22 protein-coding genes are annotated in these 15,626 nt (G+C 49.0%); 17 read left to right on the top strand and 5 right to left on the bottom strand.

Translation table 11 applies throughout. The features are described from left to right. Both CDA54_RS19640 and CDA54_RS15460 read left to right on the top strand, forming a co-directional pair. Positions 1 to 825, top strand: an 825-nt coding sequence (locus CDA54_RS19640) for a hypothetical protein (RefSeq protein ID WP_180237241.1), incomplete at its 5' end; no start/stop codon positions are given. 1 nt (position 826) lies between these two features. Next, positions 827 to 1,075 carry a hypothetical protein gene (locus CDA54_RS15460; protein WP_099035937.1) on the top strand — a complete coding sequence of 83 codons (249 nt, stop codon included), beginning with the start codon at positions 827 to 829 and terminating at the stop codon, positions 1,073 to 1,075. A 278-nt stretch (positions 1,076 to 1,353) separates the two neighbouring features. Here the strand turns inward: CDA54_RS15460 and CDA54_RS15455 are convergent, their stop codons facing one another. Further along, entirely contained in the window at positions 1,354 to 2,721 is a 1,368-nt protein-coding gene (locus CDA54_RS15455; RefSeq protein ID WP_099035936.1) for a M24 family metallopeptidase, read from the bottom strand. Between the two features lie 589 nt (positions 2,722 to 3,310). Between CDA54_RS15455 and CDA54_RS15445 the strand changes: the two genes are divergently transcribed. The 5 genes from CDA54_RS15445 to CDA54_RS19635 all read left to right on the top strand — a co-directional run bounded on the left by CDA54_RS15445 (position 3,311) and on the right by CDA54_RS19635 (position 5,559). After that, positions 3,311 to 3,598: a helix-turn-helix domain-containing protein gene (locus CDA54_RS15445; RefSeq protein ID WP_099035934.1), complete on the top strand. Its 288-nt coding sequence runs from the start codon at positions 3,311 to 3,313 to the stop codon at positions 3,596 to 3,598. A 103-nt stretch (positions 3,599 to 3,701) separates the two neighbouring features. Continuing rightward, positions 3,702 to 4,313 (top strand): DUF1294 domain-containing protein, encoded by a 612-nt coding sequence (locus CDA54_RS15440; protein WP_099035933.1) that lies wholly within the window; start codon positions 3,702 to 3,704, stop codon positions 4,311 to 4,313. A gap of 271 nt (positions 4,314 to 4,584) precedes the next feature. Next, positions 4,585 to 4,890: a hypothetical protein gene (locus CDA54_RS15435; protein ID WP_143452311.1), complete on the top strand. Its 306-nt coding sequence runs from the start codon at positions 4,585 to 4,587 to the stop codon at positions 4,888 to 4,890. A gap of 90 nt (positions 4,891 to 4,980) precedes the next feature. Then, positions 4,981 to 5,151 (top strand): disulfide bond formation protein DsbH, encoded by a 171-nt coding sequence (locus tag CDA54_RS15430; RefSeq protein ID WP_099035931.1) that lies wholly within the window; start codon positions 4,981 to 4,983, stop codon positions 5,149 to 5,151. A gap of 264 nt (positions 5,152 to 5,415) precedes the next feature. Then, positions 5,416 to 5,559, top strand: a complete 144-nt coding sequence (locus CDA54_RS19635; protein ID WP_180237240.1) for a cupin domain-containing protein — start codon at positions 5,416 to 5,418, stop codon at positions 5,557 to 5,559. Between the two features lie 54 nt (positions 5,560 to 5,613). Here CDA54_RS19635 and CDA54_RS15425 read toward each other — a convergent pair whose 3' ends face one another. From CDA54_RS15425 to CDA54_RS15415, 3 genes are read right to left on the bottom strand one after another with little or no spacing between them, the layout of a single operon-like run. Further along, positions 5,614 to 5,823, bottom strand: coding sequence for a 2-hydroxymuconate tautomerase family protein (locus CDA54_RS15425; RefSeq protein ID WP_099035930.1), 210 nt, complete (start codon positions 5,821 to 5,823; stop codon positions 5,614 to 5,616). Next, entirely contained in the window at positions 5,811 to 6,221 is a 411-nt protein-coding gene (locus tag CDA54_RS15420) for a nuclear transport factor 2 family protein (RefSeq protein WP_268235340.1), read from the bottom strand. Before CDA54_RS15420 ends, CDA54_RS15425 begins: the two co-directional genes overlap by 13 nt. Then, on the bottom strand, positions 6,218 to 6,820 hold the full coding sequence (locus tag CDA54_RS15415) for a glutathione S-transferase family protein (protein WP_099035929.1): 603 nt from the start codon (positions 6,818 to 6,820) through the stop codon (positions 6,218 to 6,220). The genes CDA54_RS15420 and CDA54_RS15415 overlap by 4 nt, the downstream gene beginning before the upstream one ends. Positions 6,821 to 6,935: 115 nt before the next feature. Here CDA54_RS15415 and CDA54_RS15410 point away from each other — a divergent pair, with 115 nt between their 5' ends. From CDA54_RS15410 to CDA54_RS15370, 9 genes are all read left to right on the top strand, one after another. Then, positions 6,936 to 7,829 carry a LysR family transcriptional regulator gene (locus tag CDA54_RS15410; RefSeq protein WP_099035928.1) on the top strand — a complete coding sequence of 298 codons (894 nt, stop codon included), beginning with the start codon at positions 6,936 to 6,938 and terminating at the stop codon, positions 7,827 to 7,829. Between the two features lie 309 nt (positions 7,830 to 8,138). Next, positions 8,139 to 8,555 (top strand): GNAT family N-acetyltransferase, encoded by a 417-nt coding sequence (locus tag CDA54_RS15405; RefSeq protein WP_099035927.1) that lies wholly within the window; start codon positions 8,139 to 8,141, stop codon positions 8,553 to 8,555. A gap of 76 nt (positions 8,556 to 8,631) precedes the next feature. Then, a complete protein-coding gene (locus tag CDA54_RS15400; RefSeq protein ID WP_099035926.1) occupies positions 8,632 to 8,988 on the top strand; it encodes a hypothetical protein in 357 nt (118 codons plus the stop codon). A gap of 219 nt (positions 8,989 to 9,207) precedes the next feature. After that, the gene (locus tag CDA54_RS15395; RefSeq protein ID WP_099035925.1) at positions 9,208 to 9,831 is read left to right on the top strand and encodes a LysE family translocator; all 624 of its coding nucleotides are present in this window, start codon (positions 9,208 to 9,210) and stop codon (positions 9,829 to 9,831) included. Positions 9,832 to 10,015: 184 nt separating this feature from the next. Beyond that, positions 10,016 to 10,309 (top strand): antibiotic biosynthesis monooxygenase family protein, encoded by a 294-nt coding sequence (locus CDA54_RS15390; protein ID WP_099035924.1) that lies wholly within the window; start codon positions 10,016 to 10,018, stop codon positions 10,307 to 10,309. A gap of 35 nt (positions 10,310 to 10,344) precedes the next feature. Then, the gene (locus CDA54_RS15385) at positions 10,345 to 11,148 is read left to right on the top strand and encodes an AraC family transcriptional regulator (protein ID WP_099035923.1); all 804 of its coding nucleotides are present in this window, start codon (positions 10,345 to 10,347) and stop codon (positions 11,146 to 11,148) included. A 56-nt stretch (positions 11,149 to 11,204) separates the two neighbouring features. After that, positions 11,205 to 11,603: a VOC family protein gene (locus CDA54_RS15380; RefSeq protein ID WP_099035922.1), complete on the top strand. Its 399-nt coding sequence runs from the start codon at positions 11,205 to 11,207 to the stop codon at positions 11,601 to 11,603. A gap of 157 nt (positions 11,604 to 11,760) precedes the next feature. Then, positions 11,761 to 12,165, top strand: coding sequence for a VOC family protein (locus CDA54_RS15375; RefSeq protein WP_099035921.1), 405 nt, complete (start codon positions 11,761 to 11,763; stop codon positions 12,163 to 12,165). A 236-nt stretch (positions 12,166 to 12,401) separates the two neighbouring features. Beyond that, positions 12,402 to 12,773: a VOC family protein gene (locus CDA54_RS15370; RefSeq protein WP_099035920.1), complete on the top strand. Its 372-nt coding sequence runs from the start codon at positions 12,402 to 12,404 to the stop codon at positions 12,771 to 12,773. Positions 12,774 to 12,795: 22 nt separating this feature from the next. Here the strand turns inward: CDA54_RS15370 and CDA54_RS15365 are convergent, their stop codons facing one another. Next, entirely contained in the window at positions 12,796 to 13,338 is a 543-nt protein-coding gene (locus tag CDA54_RS15365; RefSeq protein ID WP_099035919.1) for a hypothetical protein, read from the bottom strand. A 192-nt stretch (positions 13,339 to 13,530) separates the two neighbouring features. Here CDA54_RS15365 and CDA54_RS15360 point away from each other — a divergent pair, with 192 nt between their 5' ends. Continuing rightward, positions 13,531 to 15,438 (top strand): SLC13 family permease, encoded by a 1,908-nt coding sequence (locus tag CDA54_RS15360; RefSeq protein ID WP_099035918.1) that lies wholly within the window; start codon positions 13,531 to 13,533, stop codon positions 15,436 to 15,438. The last annotated feature ends 188 nt before the right edge of the window (positions 15,439 to 15,626 follow it).

Below are 15,626 nucleotides of genomic sequence, written 5' to 3'. Positions count from 1 at the left end.
ATCAAAGTGGAATCCCGCCCTGAATATGAAGAGATAGCAGTAACCCTGCAGGGAATCAATGACGCTCTGGGCTTAACTCCAAAGACAAAAGAACCAGCCAGCATGGAGTTAACTGAAGCAGTAGCTCAAATGCAAGCATTGGTTAAAGCGTTAAAGAACTCAGTAGAATCAGATGAGGCTGCGAAGGTCTTAGCAAAAATGAAGTTAGATGAGGTCTGGTCTTCGCTTACTAAGATTAATAGTGAAAATATCAACATTCCCGAGCTGCTCGCTGCCATCGAAAAGGCCAACGAGGCACTTGAGAAGTGTCTTGAGGAGCTTAAGGATACAAAGGAGCGATTAGCAAATAATGAAAGGAAACGAAAAAATATAGAAAAAGAGAATAAGGAGTTGAGACAAGAACTCGCTACCAAAGATGCCGAATTCAAGGCTGTAGAAGAAGAAAACTATAACCTGATTGGTCAGGTAGAAAACCTCTCAAACGGGCTGGAGTTCCCTCCTTGTTGGGCAACTGCTGATGGCCGAGCGCAATACACATTTCTTGTCGCAGTTAGAGATAACTCGCTTGCTGTTTCTTCTATATATCCTGGGTCAAGGCAGGAGGCTTACTATAAGTTGGTGGGCAAAGACTATGATAACACCGAACTTTCTCTTAACGGTTTTACTGAGCAGTTGAGTGTTTTTTATCAGGCGGCTGTAAACAGCAAGCCCGAGTGTCGTTACTTCGTGAAGGTCGCTGATGAAACCTCAGTCGGCGCGAAGAGTGAATACAAGCAAGGTCTGCAAATGGTGGAATCAATTTTTTATAAATACTTGATGAATTAATATGGACATCAAGCAAGCTATAGAACAGCAAAATAGGGCTTTCGTTAAAAGGGTAAATGTTCGTCTCGGAGAGCCACTACCAAAATCGATGCTTGATAAGCAACTGGAACAAAACGATCCTTTCTTAGTTGCTCAATTGGTTGTTAAAACTCAAAAAAAATTGAACGAAGGAGAATCAGTACTTCATCCAAAAACGAAGCTCACAAAGTTTGACCGTTTTATTTTGTGGATAAAAGGAATAAGAAAGTAATGGAATATTTTTATCAAGTTTTCACCTGTACATGTCTAATGGATCCTGACGCATTAATCAGAGACAATGGAGCTCAACGAATGAGGCGTCAAAATGAGTCAGAAAGCACGTATAAGCGCTACCCGTAGGCGTTTAAAGAAGAAGCTGTAGGCGGAATTTGGTATCGCCAGGCGGACTATTCCAGCCAAAAATCACAGATTTTTGTCGTTCAGGCAGGCTGAGCTTCGCTCCTATAGAAACTGGCTTCACCCAGCCCGGCACCACCATTTATTTTAAGGTTACCGCACCAAATGCCATTGGGTTTGTCGGCCGGCGAAGTAAATAACCTTGCTGCCATCAAAGTAGGCGCTTTGTTCCAGCTTGATTTGCACCCACTGATCCTGCCATTCCGGTACTTGTTGTTTGATATTGCCTTCAATCGCATAGGCGGTATTGGCATGCAGCGGCCAGTCGCCCTGTACCGGTGTGTCGCCCTGATTATCCCACATGCCGATGGTTGGGCCCGGTGCATGGCCCACAAAGCCGATAGCATGGGTGTAAGTGCTGTGGTTGATATTATGTTTTTCGGCGGCTTTATGAGTGGCAGCCAGAATCTGGTTGCCGCTGCGGCCGGTTTTAAACTCTGTAGTAAGTAAATCCTGCCAGTGGTTGCCCGTTGCCAGCGCGGCTTTTAATCCTGCCGGGGCATCGGTTTCGCCATTTTTCAGCACATAGGCCATTTCCTGGGTGTCGGTACACAGCTTCAGATAACAAATACCCACATCGGTGTGTAGTACATCACCACGTTCAATGGTGCCGCTGATACCGCAATAGGGGCTGTCAGCCTCACATTCCAGGCCGGGGCGCTGCAGATTCACATAGGGCATAAACCATACCGGTAGATCCAGCTGTTCAAAGCGCTCGCGAAGATACCAGGCTACATCATCAGTGTGTGTAACACCGGGAGTGATGACTTTGTTGCTGAAACCTTCGGCAATCACGGCGCGGGCCAGGCTGACAATTTGCGGGTACAGGTCAAGTTCTGCTTTTGTACGCTGTTCCAGCCAGCGTACTACTAAATTTTCGGCGGGCACTAAGCGATTCTGGTATTCGGCAGGCAGTACCTCTAACAATTTCTGGTGTAGGCCTGAGGTTAAGCCATCGGCAACCGGCCAGTGCTCAGAAACGTTAATACCGATTTTCTGAGGCTGACGTTTTACTATCTCATCGGCCAGCGCCTGCCATTGCTGCTCTAAATCACCACCGGCCCAGGCTGATGTATAGGGTTCACCCAGCGGATAGCGGTTTACCGATAACTTTTCCACACTGCCGTCGGCTTTGTGGCTGAACAACAACATGGTGGTGCGCCTGGCGGCAAAGGTGGGCTGGGGCACCAGGGTAAAATACACCGGGTCTTCGGCATACTCGCGGTTAATCACCAGCCACATATCCAGATCAGATTCCGCCATCAGCTTTGGCAGCAACTGTTCCAGCCGCTGATTCAGGATCTTATTCTCAGGTGCTATCCGCTCTCTGGGCGTCAGTACATGATAGTTATCGGTACTCACAAGCTGCCGCCCCTGGTCAAAGTGTTCTGTTTTTGCCTGAATAAGCAGGGAGGTAAACAGCAACGCCGATAGTGTGGCCCGGATAACAGATGTTTTCATACTCGCCTCTGTGATGTTTTGTTTTTATATGGCAGTGGTTTACTGATTACTCTACCGCGACCAGCGACAAAGTGCAGCGTGATTTGAACGCTTTAATTGCTTTACCCATCGCGAAAACTAGTACTGGTATTATGCCCTTCCTCTGGCTGGCGCAAGTTTGTCGGAGGTGGTACAAAAAAACAGCGAAGTGTTCTGTGAGCAATCATGGAATCCCTCCAGATATAAGCTGTTACACCTCACTGATCTGGCCTTGACACCTATACGGCAAGGCCGTATATTTTGGCAATGTTATTCATCGAAACTTCAACATTCACCAAGCTATTACCGAACTACCTTACGGATGAGGAATACCGTGGGCTTCAAACTTACCTTCTACAGAAGCCAGATGCCGGGGAGCTGATAAAAGGTTCGGGGGGTGTTCGTAAAGTTCGGTGGGCACCAGCGGGATCGGGAAAGAGCGGTGGCATCAGAGCAATTTATTACTGGAAGAAATCTGACCACGAGATATGGATGCTCACACTGTACAGTAAATCAGAGCGCGCCAGTATTCCTGGCCACATGCTCAAGCAGATAGCGGAGGCAATCAAAAATGGGTGACAGGAACCTTGGGGCAGAGATCCTTGACGGTATCAATGAAATCAAACAGTTCAAGAAGGGCAAATTGGCCCTGCGAACCCATGAGCTTTCAGAACCTTCACCGCCCAAAGTGATCAGGCTGAAATTGCACATGTCGCAATCAGCATTTGCCGGTCTTATGGGCGTGAGTGTGCGAACCCTTCAGGATTGGGAACAGGGTCGACGCGAGCCGCAGGGTCCTGCGATTGCGCTTCTGCGCATTGCTGAGCAACACCCGGAAGTTTTTAGCCAGCTTCACTGACCAAAGTGAGGTGTAACCAGGCCATGCACCGGATACCAAAACCTCCGCTTAGCTGCGGTTCTGTCACCGGTGATGGCGGCCGTTAGCCGACAAGGAAGGTAATTTGAGATTTCAGGGAAAGCTTACTAATTGGAATGATGATAAAGGATTTGGTTTTGTAGAGCCGAATGGCGGTGGTGATCGCTCTTTTGTTCATATAAAATCATTCCAAAAACGCTCCAGAAGACCCGCTGAAGGCGATTTGATTATCTATGAGCAAGTTAAAGAACCTCAGGGTAAATTCAAAGCAATCAATGTCAGCTTAGTTGCTGACCGTAAAGTGCGCCCAGAACCACCGAAGAAATCCGCAAATCCGGGAGCGTTAATTGTTGTTACATTTAGTGTGATTCTAACGGCAACTGTTCTTTTAAAATACCTGCCGCCAGAGGTTTTATATTTGTACATAGCCACAAGCACTATAGCTTTTATTTTTTATGCTTTTGATAAATCTGCGGCTAAAAATGGCCGCTGGCGTACACCAGAAAGCCACCTGCATTTTCTTAGCTTGGTTGGTGGCTGGCCGGGAGCCTTTTACGCTCAAAAGAGCTTAAGGCACAAATCCAGTAAAACAGAATTTAAGCGGGTGTACTGGGCAACGGTCATGATGAACATCTTTGCGTTTGTCTGGCTTTTTACCGGGCAAGGTCGACATTTCCTGCTGGCAATTGTCGGCTAATGCCAGTTACGGTGATGGCTAATACATTACTGCATCGGCTCCATTGGAATGTCGTTCAGGTTGCGTCAGTGAAGCTGGAATGGTCACCGCTTGCGTTGCAGCGTGTGAAAGAAATTGCCGTCTGAGATGAGTTTATTGGCCCGGATTACCAGGAGCATCCCGTTGTTGTATAAAAAATCTCTGTTTATGGTGGCGATTACCCTTGCTCTGTCTGCCTGTACAACAGGCCGCCTTGAGTATGTAACGCCTCAGGGTGAAACAAAATTTGCCTGTGAAAATGAACAGCCTCAGTATTAAACGTGTCGCCCTGTACGCTGGTCTGATTGCGGTGGTTGTGGGCGCGGTGGCCTTTGCGCTGAACTGGTTACTCTGGGGTGGGAATATGCCCGGGTATGGTGCGTTGCTTTGTCCCGGCAATTTTATGCTGGTATATGTATGGCACCCCCTATTCACTGAAGAGATAGATTTCTGGCCCAAACTTGTACTTCAGCTTAGCGGGCAGTTTATTGTTGTTGTGGCTTTTACGGCGTTGTTAATGTGTTTAATAAAAAGATTACTGTCTGCTTACCGGCCTTAACCAAGGCCTGTTTCGGGCATTGATGTGCTGGTCTTCGGCCAGAATTGCACCCTGTTCAAAGTGTTCCACTTATCACTACGGAGAAGATCGTTGGAAGTTATCAGAAGTAAGGCGTTTAAGGCTGATCGGGCCTGGGGCGCAAAAGATATCGCTAATATGAATGGCATTACCACCCGCCTGCACTGGACAGATCAACCCTACAAATGGCACGTTAATGATGGCGAAGAAGTATTTGTGGTGCCAGAGCGCCATATAGTTTAAAAAACGAACACCAGAGCTGCCTGAAAAAGCCTCAATCAAGGCGTGGTTGAGCAGGAATAGCGACACTCTTTCAAGCAACCAGAACGCAGAGTGAGGATTTTTCAGGCGCTCCCGAAGGGCGAGGCCCAAAAAACGCGCATCCGGCGGCAAATTTACTTGATTTAGGCCCACTAAACCTTCAAAAATTTGCCTTGCCTGCGCGCTTTTTGAACTCTCGCTGGTGCTGTTTTTTAAACTATATGGCGCTCTAATGGTCAGGTTGAAATGTTTTACCGGGTAAATGGCGAGGAAGAATCAACGGTGTTAAACACCGGCGATATTTTCTTTGCCTCAACAGGCACTGAGCATGTCGCTCATCCGATAGGTGAAGCCAGGATACTGGTTGTTGAAAGTGAAGGCAGTGTGTAGCCATTTCACAGGCTGAAAATAAAAGGGGGAAATCCCCCTTCAGTTTGTGTCAGTTCAACCTTGTTTTGCGCTCTGGCGCAGTTTGGTTACCACCTGATAACCAATGCCCCAGTTGTCGGTATTGACCTCCTCAATCAGCACAAAGGTGGTGTGAGGCTCTTTGTTCAGCACATCTGCCAGTAACTGAGTTGTGCCCTTAACCAGTTGGCGTTTTTGCTCAGCGGTAACGCCTTCGTCGGTTACTTTGATATTTACGTATGGCATGGTTTCTCCTCGGTTTTATTGAGTGGGGTAAAGGGATTGTCGGCATAGAGTTTGGAGACGATACGCCAGTCTCCTTCTTCTTTAAGCAGTCCCAGATAGTCGATAAACTGCCTGCCCAGAAGCGGGCAGCTTACTCTGGCCATGGCCTGTTCGCCGCAAAGCTCTATTGACAGAATCTGGTAGGCAAACGGGTGATCCAGTGCCTGAGGCACGGGCCGGTTTGCCACCAGCTCCAGCCATTGTTTTTTACTGCGCCGCACCCCCGGGGCATAGAGGTGGGTATTGGCGTCAAAAATACTATCGAGCAAGCTCACATCGGCGCGATGCAAACCATCGAAGTAGTGCATCAGAATTGCCTGAACTGCCTGTAGATCTTGAGTGCCGGCATCCTGGCTCACAAGGCCTGGCCTTCTGCGGCCACCGCCGCCTGATAACTGGGCCGTGTTCTTACTCTGTTGATCATCGCCTGGCAACGGGGGCCGATAGGGATCTCAACCGGGAAGAACTGCCCCCAGTTTGCATACACTGCCAGCAAAATATCCGCAGGGGAGAGGCTGTGTCCGCCCGTGTATGGCTGATCTGCCAGCTTGTTTTCTACCTGTTGCCACAGCCGGGTAACCTGATCAGCCGCTGCGATCAGGGCCTGTTGCTTTGCATTACCTTCATCCATAACGCTGTTGATAAAAAACAACTTGCTGTACGCCGGATGCATGGTGGCATTGGCAAACATCAGATTTTCAATCGTCTGTTGCCGTGCCTGGGCATCACCAGGCAATAGGTCGTTGGCGTGCTTTTCCAGCAGATAAAGAATAATCGCCGCCCCTTCGGTCAGCACTTTACCTTCTGTTTCAAGGGCGGGCACGGCACCGACAGGATTGATCTGCTGATAATCGGCTACCCTGGCCTTGCTATGCAATTCAAAGGGTTGCTCAAGTTCCCGTAGAATCACCTGAATCGCCAAAGAGCAGGCGCCGGGTGAGAAATACAGCTTGTACATGGTGATCTCCTGTTGTTAAACGCTCCGCTGATTCGGAACACCTCCAATATAAAGCGATGTATTAGGCTGATATATGGCTATAATGCGATAACACTTTTTCCAATAAAGAAACAATATGGATAAGTTTAAAGCCATGCAGTGCTTTGTGCGGGTGGTGGAACTGGGCCGTTTCAGCAAGGTGGCTGAGCAAAGCGGTGCCAGCAAGTCGATGATCAGTAAACAGATCAGTAGCCTGGAAGCAGAGCTGGGAGCAAGGCTGTTACAGCGCACTACGCGCAGGCTACAGCTGACTCAGTTAGGAGAGGAATATTTGCAGCGCTGCCGCGAGATCCTCAGGCAACTGGAAGATACCGAAGCCCATATTCAGGAACAGCAGCAAGTGCCCAAAGGCAGGCTCAGGATCAACGCCGCCATGGCTCTGGGCTTAACCGCTCTGGCCCCGGCTTTTGCCGAATTTATGCGCCAATATCCGGACATTGAACTGGATATACAGCTAAGCGATGAGGCGCAGGACTTACTGGAGCATAATTTTGACCTGGGCTTGCGGGTAGCCAGTCAGCCATTTGATTCAGGTTATGTTGGTAAGGCCATCACTCAGTTTAGTTACAGCATCTGTGCATCACCTGCGTATTTGCAGCAAAATGGGCCGATTAACCACCCCGACGATCTGCTTAATCACCAATGTTTTGAATACAGCTATTTTCGCAGTAAAAACCTGTGGCCGGTGGGCGCAGAGGGCGTGGTTATAGGTGGCAGGCTTAAGGCCAACAGCTCAGTGTTTTTACTGGATATGGTCAAACAAGGCATGGGCGTGGGTTTTATTCCCCGTTTTATCAGCCACCCGGCACTGCAGTCCGGTGAGGTCGTAGAAGTGCTGGCCAGTGAACAAAAACCCAGAATGACCCTCTATGCCCTTTATCCTGTAAGGCATTTTGCGCCCCCCAGACTCAGCCGCTTTATTGAGTTTTTGCAGAACTGGTTTGCCCGGCATCCTTATCTTTGCAGCTAGCAAAGCGTTTAGCTGATGCGCCAGCAATAATTGTCTTTGTGAATAACTATGTATGCATAAAGCGATTCATCATCCGCAAAAAATCTGGCACTATTGCCGCGTTCCAGAACCAGACAAAGAGCCACCATGGAAAGTAGCCAGATTTACCATACAGGGACTCAGTGCCGTTTGCATTCCTGCAGTACAATTTATCAGTCAAGTTCACATTTGGCTGCGGCTAATACGCATACTTTTCTGCCAGCCGGTGCGCCGGATTGTGGCGAAGCCCATTGCCAATGCCATAAAGATTAACAGCAGAGCTACCCGTCAATGTCAGCACCAATTGAGATACTCAATATTGCTCCGGAACCTCAGGATTTTATGCGTCTTAGGGAATCTGCCGGATGGCGCAATCCGGATTTGCAGACGGTGACAGAGAGTATTGCTAATACTCTTTTTTGGGTAACAATCTGGCTGAATAAAAATTTAGTCGCCACTGCGCGCATCGTTGGCGATGGTAATATGTACTTTTATATACAGGACGTTATCGTTCTCCCTTCTGAGCAAGGGCAGGGGGTAGGCAGCCTGCTGATGAATGAGATAGAGACCTACTTGCATAGGCGATGTGCTGCTGGCGCAACGGTCGGGCTCTTATCCGCTTTTGGTAAAGAAGCGTTTTATCAAAGGTTTGGTTATTCCATACGCAATGGTGAAACCCTCGGGTTCGGGATGTGTAAGTTTATGTAGTGACGGACAGAGTTGTTTTTCATTGATTATCTGAATTCAGGTTATAGAAAATACGTTGTTTAAAAACGGAGAAAACATGGAACGTTTTTACGAAGACAGTGCTACTACTGCACTTTTTATTTCAGCTACCGCTTTGGCGTTAGTGTCGGGTCTGGCCAGTAATGTCCTGCTTCAGTTTCAGGATATTTTCGGTGGCTTTGGCGTAGGGCTGCCGTTCTGGCTTGGTTGGGTATATGGAAGTTACTCGTATTGGTGGATATCAGCCACTGCCATGTTTGTGTTGTTTGGGTTTTCCTTTGTTCCGGATATTAAACGTTCCAGCTTATTTAAGCATGCGTCAACACATATCGCGATGGTGGGGCTGGTCGTGGCAAGCGTGCTGATAGTGTTTTCTGTTTTGGCTATTTACTTGCCCGTTTTACACAGCGCTTAACACAGAGAGTTTCTATTATTTCTGATTGCCGTTGCAACTATGTTTCGACGATAAGAATGCAGAGCCGGGATCCAAACTGGTCTGTTAGAAAAGAGCCAGAGCGTGGTGCAATATACTTCTGCAGCAGACTGCGCTCAGTTGATTATAAATAGAGGTTAAGCCTGTTGCTGACTCTGCTCCAAGGCGCCAGAATAGCGTTTTTGAGCCGCTGAGATTGCTATGCTTAACCTGACCCTCTTGGGAGTATTTATTCCGACATTCTTATTTGTCTCGGTGACACCGGGCATGTGTATGACTCTGGCGATGACATTGGGCATGAGTCAGGGCGTGCGCCGTACCTTCTGGATGATGTGGGGTGAAATGCTCGGTGTGGCGCTGGTAGCCATACTGGCTGTCAGTGGCGTCGCCGCGATCATGCTGCAGTTTCCTGCTGCGTTTCAGTGGCTGAAAGTGGTTGGTGCCTGTTACCTGGGTTATGTCGGTCTGCAAATGTGGCGCGCTAAAGGTAAGCTCGCGTTGCAGCAGGTTGGTCTGGTGCCTCAGTTGATGCCAAGGCGTGCCTTGTTTAGCCAGGGATTTATTACTGCAGTGTCTAACCCCAAAGGCTGGGCTTTCCATATGGCGCTGCTGCCGCCTTTTATTGACAGCCAACTGGCGTTCTGGCCACAACTACTGGTGCTGGTTGCGATCATTATATTGCTGGAGTTTTTATCAATGCTGTTGTACGCCAGCGGTGGTAAAGCACTGGCGGCATTTTTCAATCAGCAAAATAATGTGCAAACACTTAACCGGATCGCTGCCAGCCTGATGTTTGCAGTAGCACTTTGGATGCTACTGGGTTAATCGGTTTTGGCCTGCGTCAATCCTGATTTGGTACTTCCACCCCGGTAAAGTGTTTGAGACGGCTTAATCGCGGCCGGTGGGATATGCTCAACAGGTAAGAGCGCGCCTCCTTTGAGTGGGTGGGATGAACAACCTGCGATTAACGGTAAAAATTGAACCTAATCCATTCGTACAAGGAGATGTTATGTTTGTGGTGATTTTCCGGGCAAAGGTCCGCGAGTTTGACGACGAATATTCGCAAACGGCGGCACGTATGCGGGAGCTGGCAATTAAAGAGTTTGGCTGCCTGGAGTTTTCAGCGGTAACCGAGGGCAGTGATGAGGTAGCCCTGTCTTACTGGCCCTCAGAAGAGCACATCAGGCGCTGGCGCGCCCACCCCGAACATCGGGCGGCCCAACAACGGGGAAAGGAAAAGTGGTACGCGTCCTATTCTGTACAGGTGGCGGAAATTTCCCGCCAGTACAGTTCTTTGAAATGATTGTGCATGAGTATTTTTTATAGCGGGAAGCAGCTGTGTTTATTAGTTCGGCTGAAATAACTTACCAGGGTCTGGTCAGACAGCAGGGCGCTTATCTGACTTTGCGACCCGGCCTGCCACTCAGCCAATGGGTAAATTGCTTCTGGCAACTAAGGGTACCGGATGGCGAGTTTATCTACCGTGTGGTACCCGATAATTGTGTTGATTGGATCTTTGACCTCAGCGCCAAAGAACAAAGCTTTATGGTCAGGCCTTTTGTTTCGCCAGTGGAATTTCCTATATCAGGCCCGGCGTCCTATTTTGGTATCAGGTTCCACGCGCTGGCCTGTCAGGGGCTGACCGGTGTTCCTGTCGGTGAATGGGCGGGCAAGGATAATAGTATCGATGCTAAACCGCTTATTGAACCGTTGATTTCAGGGCAGGTGCAGGAGGTAATTTCACTGACCGATCAGTTCAGTCAGCGATGTGAGTTGCTTTTGGCTGCATTGCCGCAGCTGTTGCACGTTCCCAGGGTTGACCCGCGATTGGCAGGCTTTGTCCTCAGTACCTGTAAAGGGCTAAATACCGGCGCCGATCTGACCCGGTTGGATAGCACAGATTTTGGTATATCTGCCCGTCAGCTTCGCCGTTTAAGCCAGTTGCATCTGGGATTGTCGCCGAAAAATTTTCTGAAAGTGGTCAGGTTTCAGGCGGCGCTGCATTTGCTTAATGTAAAAGAACACCGGAGCGTATGGGCCGGTCACTATTACGATCAATCCCACTTTATCCGCGAGTTTAAAACGCTGGCCGGAACTACGCCTGTAAATTTTCTGAATATGTCCGTTTTGTACAATAAATAGGGCCTGGAGTGGCGCTATAGTCAGCCCTGGCAACAGCAAAACAAAGGAGCAATACCATGATTGATATTCAGGCGACATTTCCGGTGATGGTGGCGAAAAATCTGGACAAACTGGAGCAGTTTTATACCGGGGTTTTCGGCTTTGAGGCGGTGTTTTTCGAGCCCGGTTTTTACCTGCACCTGGTTGCATCGGGCACGGGCTCCCAGTTGGGGTTTATGTGCGCCAATCATGAGTCGCAGCCAGCTTTTCTCCATCCTGAGATGTGTGCTGATGGCTATGTGATCAGCTTTGAAGTGAGCGATGCAACAAAGGCCTATGCAGAGGCGAAGAAATTGGAGTTACCTGTTGTGATGGCGATAAAGGACGAGGCTTGGGGGCAAAGGCACTTTATCCTTGAAGATCCGGCGGGTTTTAAAGTCGACATTGTAGAGCACCTGCAAAGCCCTACAAACTGACAAGTTTTGTAACAGCTTGATCCATGCCGGGCTAAGCTGCCCGGTGTTAGAGTCAATGAAACAATGCAGTTAAAGGCCAGCCGGGCGCTTTCAGTGCGTCCTGCACGATGTTTAACCTGCAGTAAAATGAGGCTTTGGTTTTAAACAGGGAGTGAAGATGAAATCTATTACCACATTTCTGATGTTTGTCGGTGAGCAGGCGGGGAAGACCGAAGAGGCCGTTAATTTTTACACTTCATTATTTTCTGATTCTGAAGTTCTCTCCATTGAGCACTATGGTGCCGGTGAAAACGAGCCTGAGGGGGCAGTTAAAATCGCCAGGTTTACCCTCAATGGCACCTTGTTTATGGCCATGGACAGCCACTTGGGGCACAAATTCAGCTTTACGCCGTCTATCTCAATGTATGTTGAGTGTGAATCTGAACAGGAAATCGACGAAGTATTTGGCGCCCTGGCCAGTGGTGGTACCGAGCTGATGCCATTGGAGAACTATGGTTTCAGTAAAAAATTCGGCTGGCTGAATGACCGCTATGGCGTGTCCTGGCAATTGAACCTTATCTGAGTTGACGATAAACACAGACTTCCTATGACGGTACTGTGTTTAAAATTGATTAACCAGGTCTGTATGGCAACAGGATCAAAGAGGGAGCCCACCATAGAACTGTAGGTACAAACTTAAGATAGAAAGACAGATGCAGGCAAGACGAAGTATGCACGGAATGTTGCGTGACATCTTGTGCTTTTTCACCGCTGGACTGACTACACTATTAGATGCCCATTATTATGCGGAGACTATGGATGAAACCCCAATTCAGAGCTGGCAATAATATTGCCATGAAAATCCCACCCCATGAATATCAGCAAACCTTACGTTTTTACCGCGATGTAATTGGTCTCAAGCCGCTTCCGGTGACTGAAGAGGATGCTACTCCGCGCTTTGAATTTGGCGATAAGATACTGTGGCTGGATAAAATCAGCGGCCTTAGTCAGGCAGAGATCTGGCTGGAGATTCTGACTGATGATATGGACAACGCCGCGCGTTTTCTAAGCGACAGTGGCGTAGTCCGTTGTGATGAAATTGAGCCCTTGCCCGACGGGTTCAAAGGTTTCTGGGTGGCTAACCCCGGCAATATCATTCATCTGATCTGCGAGTCCGATAAGCTAAACTAGTTCAGCCTTTCATACGGATGGATTATGCCAGCTTCAGCAGGCTGGCCGGTACCATATCCAGTGAATCAATCAGGCCAAGCAGACCGCCCACTTCCTGGCTATGAAAGGCACAATTGACAAAGTTTGGTAACAAAACCGCCTTACGCGCATAGCCTATGCTGTCAAAGTTGATCCCGCAGATCTTTTCAATGATTTTATCTGGCAGGGCCAGTCGGGTTGCCAGAAACAGGTGCCTGGAGGCGCGGTAGCGGCGTACTTCTGCCAGGAAAAACATATCGCAACTGAAGCGTTTAACCGCATTGGGATCATTGTTGAGAATATAGTCAGCCAACAGTAGTGGTATTAAACTGCGGTTTTCCGCTTCGCTGTTATCTTCACTCAATACTATAGCAGTGTGTCCGAGTCGCGTGGCTTTCGGTGGCAAGAGTACCCCTTTATCAGCCGTGCTGAAGGGCTTGTATACCAAAGTGCAGTTAAGCTGTTCTGCCAGCGCAAGGGTATCCACTACGTCATCATGGGTGCAATGATCGACCAGCTTCTGCAGATACTCACCCCGGGAACTCATGTTTGTTTACCCTTCATCTGATGGCTGTCTAAGCCCTTTCCTTTCAACAAGTTATACGCCCATTATGGTTACAGAACAGCTAAAAAAGCAATTCTGGGCATAGCTAAAGTACAGGTTGCGCCAGATTTCCAATTAGTACGTTTACTGATAGCCTGAGCTTAACGTCGCTGTCTATGCAGGTATAAGAAAAATATGACACAAGATCAGTTAACAGTATTAGGTATTTTACTGGGAACGGTGGTGATGTTTCTGTGGGGCAAGTGGCGTCACGACATGGTGGCCCTGGGTGCGTTGCTGGCTTGTGTAATAACCGGGTTGGTTTCACAGGAGCAAGCCTTTACCGGCTTTGCTCATCCTGCAGTGATTACGGTGGCCTGTGTATTGATTCTCAGTCGTGGATTGCAGACATCCGGTGCCGTGGATGCACTGACCCGCAAAGTGTTGCCGGCCAAAGCGGGTATTACGCTGAGTCTGGCAGCACTGGTTGGCGTTGCCGCATTACTGTCGGGGATTATGAATAATGTGGGTGCCATGGCATTGCTAATGCCAGTTGCCGTGCAGATGGCGCGCAGGTTGGAATTACCTCCCGGTCAGATCCTGATGCCCCTTGCCTTTGGCACTATTTTAGGTGGTATGACAACGCTGATTGGTACGCCGCCGAACCTTATTGTAGCGGGCTTTCGACAACAGGCCGGACTGGAGAGCTTCTCCATGTTTGATTTTACTCCGGTAGGATTGGCCGTTGCTGTGGCCGGAGTGATATTCGTTGTATTGCTGGGCTGGCGCTTGGTGCCCGGGCGCAAACAAAGTGGTGTGGAGGGCTTTGAGTCGGGCGCTTATGTTACCGAAACTCGCGTAGAGCAAGGTAGTAAAGCCGAAGGGATGAGCTTGCGTGACGTTCAGAAGGTGCTGGATGGTGATGATGCGCAGGTTCTGGCGTTGGTGCGCCATGAGATGCGGATGACGGCGCCCAACCCTTACCGTACGGTCAGAGCCAAAGATATTCTGGTGATCGAAGCCGAAACAGAGGCATTGTCGAATGTGTTATCTGGTCTGGGGCTGAAACTTGAAGAAGCTAAAGATACTCGTTCAGAAGAAGAGCAACATAGCGAGAGCGAACACGGCGAGGGTAGTGAGAAGCGTGAACACGCCGCGGACGAAAAAGCAAAGGCCAGCAGGAATATTGAGCATGACGACGGGTTGGATCCCGATTCCCGCGAAGACGAAGACAGCACTCAGGACAGTGAAATAGTACTCAGCGAATTGGTAGTTTTGCCCGGTTCTCCATTAAGTGGCCGCTCCGCTTCAGAGTTATTATTACGCACCCGCTACGGGCTGAATCTGCTGGCACTGTCACGCCAGGGCCACCGCTCAATTAAACGCCTGCGTCAGACTGCGCTGAAATCAGGAGATATGCTGTTGATGCAGGGTAGCAAAGAAGCAATTGGCGAGTTTGGTGCCGACAACAGCTGCGTGCCACTGGCTGAGCGGGAACTGAGTATTCCGGATACTAAAAAGGCCTGGCAGGCGAGCCTGATTATGCTGTTTGCCGTGGGAGCGGCAGCGTTCGGTCTGTTACCTGCAGCGGTCACGTTTACTCTTGGTGTATTAGTATCAATGGCGTTGCGCACTGTTCCACCAAGGGCAGTCTATCAATATGTTGACTGGCCGGTGATTGTATTGCTGGCGGCATTGATCCCCGTAGCCGAAGCGATGGAAAGCACCGGTGCAGCGGGTTTGATAGCGGCATTTCTGCTCAACTCGGTTGCACTGGGTGATGCCGTGGTGGGTCTGATTCTGATTATGGTGGTGACCATGTTTTTGTCTGATTTGATGAATAATGCAGCCACTGCCGCCATGATGTGTCCGATTGCTCTGGGCACTGCATCAGCACTGGGAGTCAGTGCCGATTCCTTTTTGATGGCAGTGGCCATTGGAGCATCCTGCGCTTTTCTGACTCCGATTGGTCATCAGAACAACACCATGATCCTCGGTCCGGGCGGTTTCCGGTTTGGTGACTACTGGCGTATGGGATTGCCACTGGAAGCGTTAGTGGTGATCGTCAGTATTCCCATGTTGTTATGGATCTGGCCGTTATAAGTACAGGATTTTTCGCGAAGTAGCTGATGTGACTTACTCAGTGACGTATGTATAAGGAAAAATAACCAATAGTGTCCTGTGTTACTTACAATGATGTTTAGATACAGCTATACGTATATTTAGCTCTGATAAAGTGCGGGCCGATTAAATTCAGTTTTTTTTCCGACAGCCTGATAACAGTGGAAGGA

It is taken from the genome of Lacimicrobium alkaliphilum (assembly GCF_002591895.1).
In the GTDB taxonomy this organism is placed as follows: domain Bacteria; phylum Pseudomonadota; class Gammaproteobacteria; order Enterobacterales; family Alteromonadaceae; genus Lacimicrobium; species Lacimicrobium alkaliphilum.
Note: the sequence above shows the minus strand (reverse complement) of the source record. Positions and strands in the feature narration are given on the sequence as shown.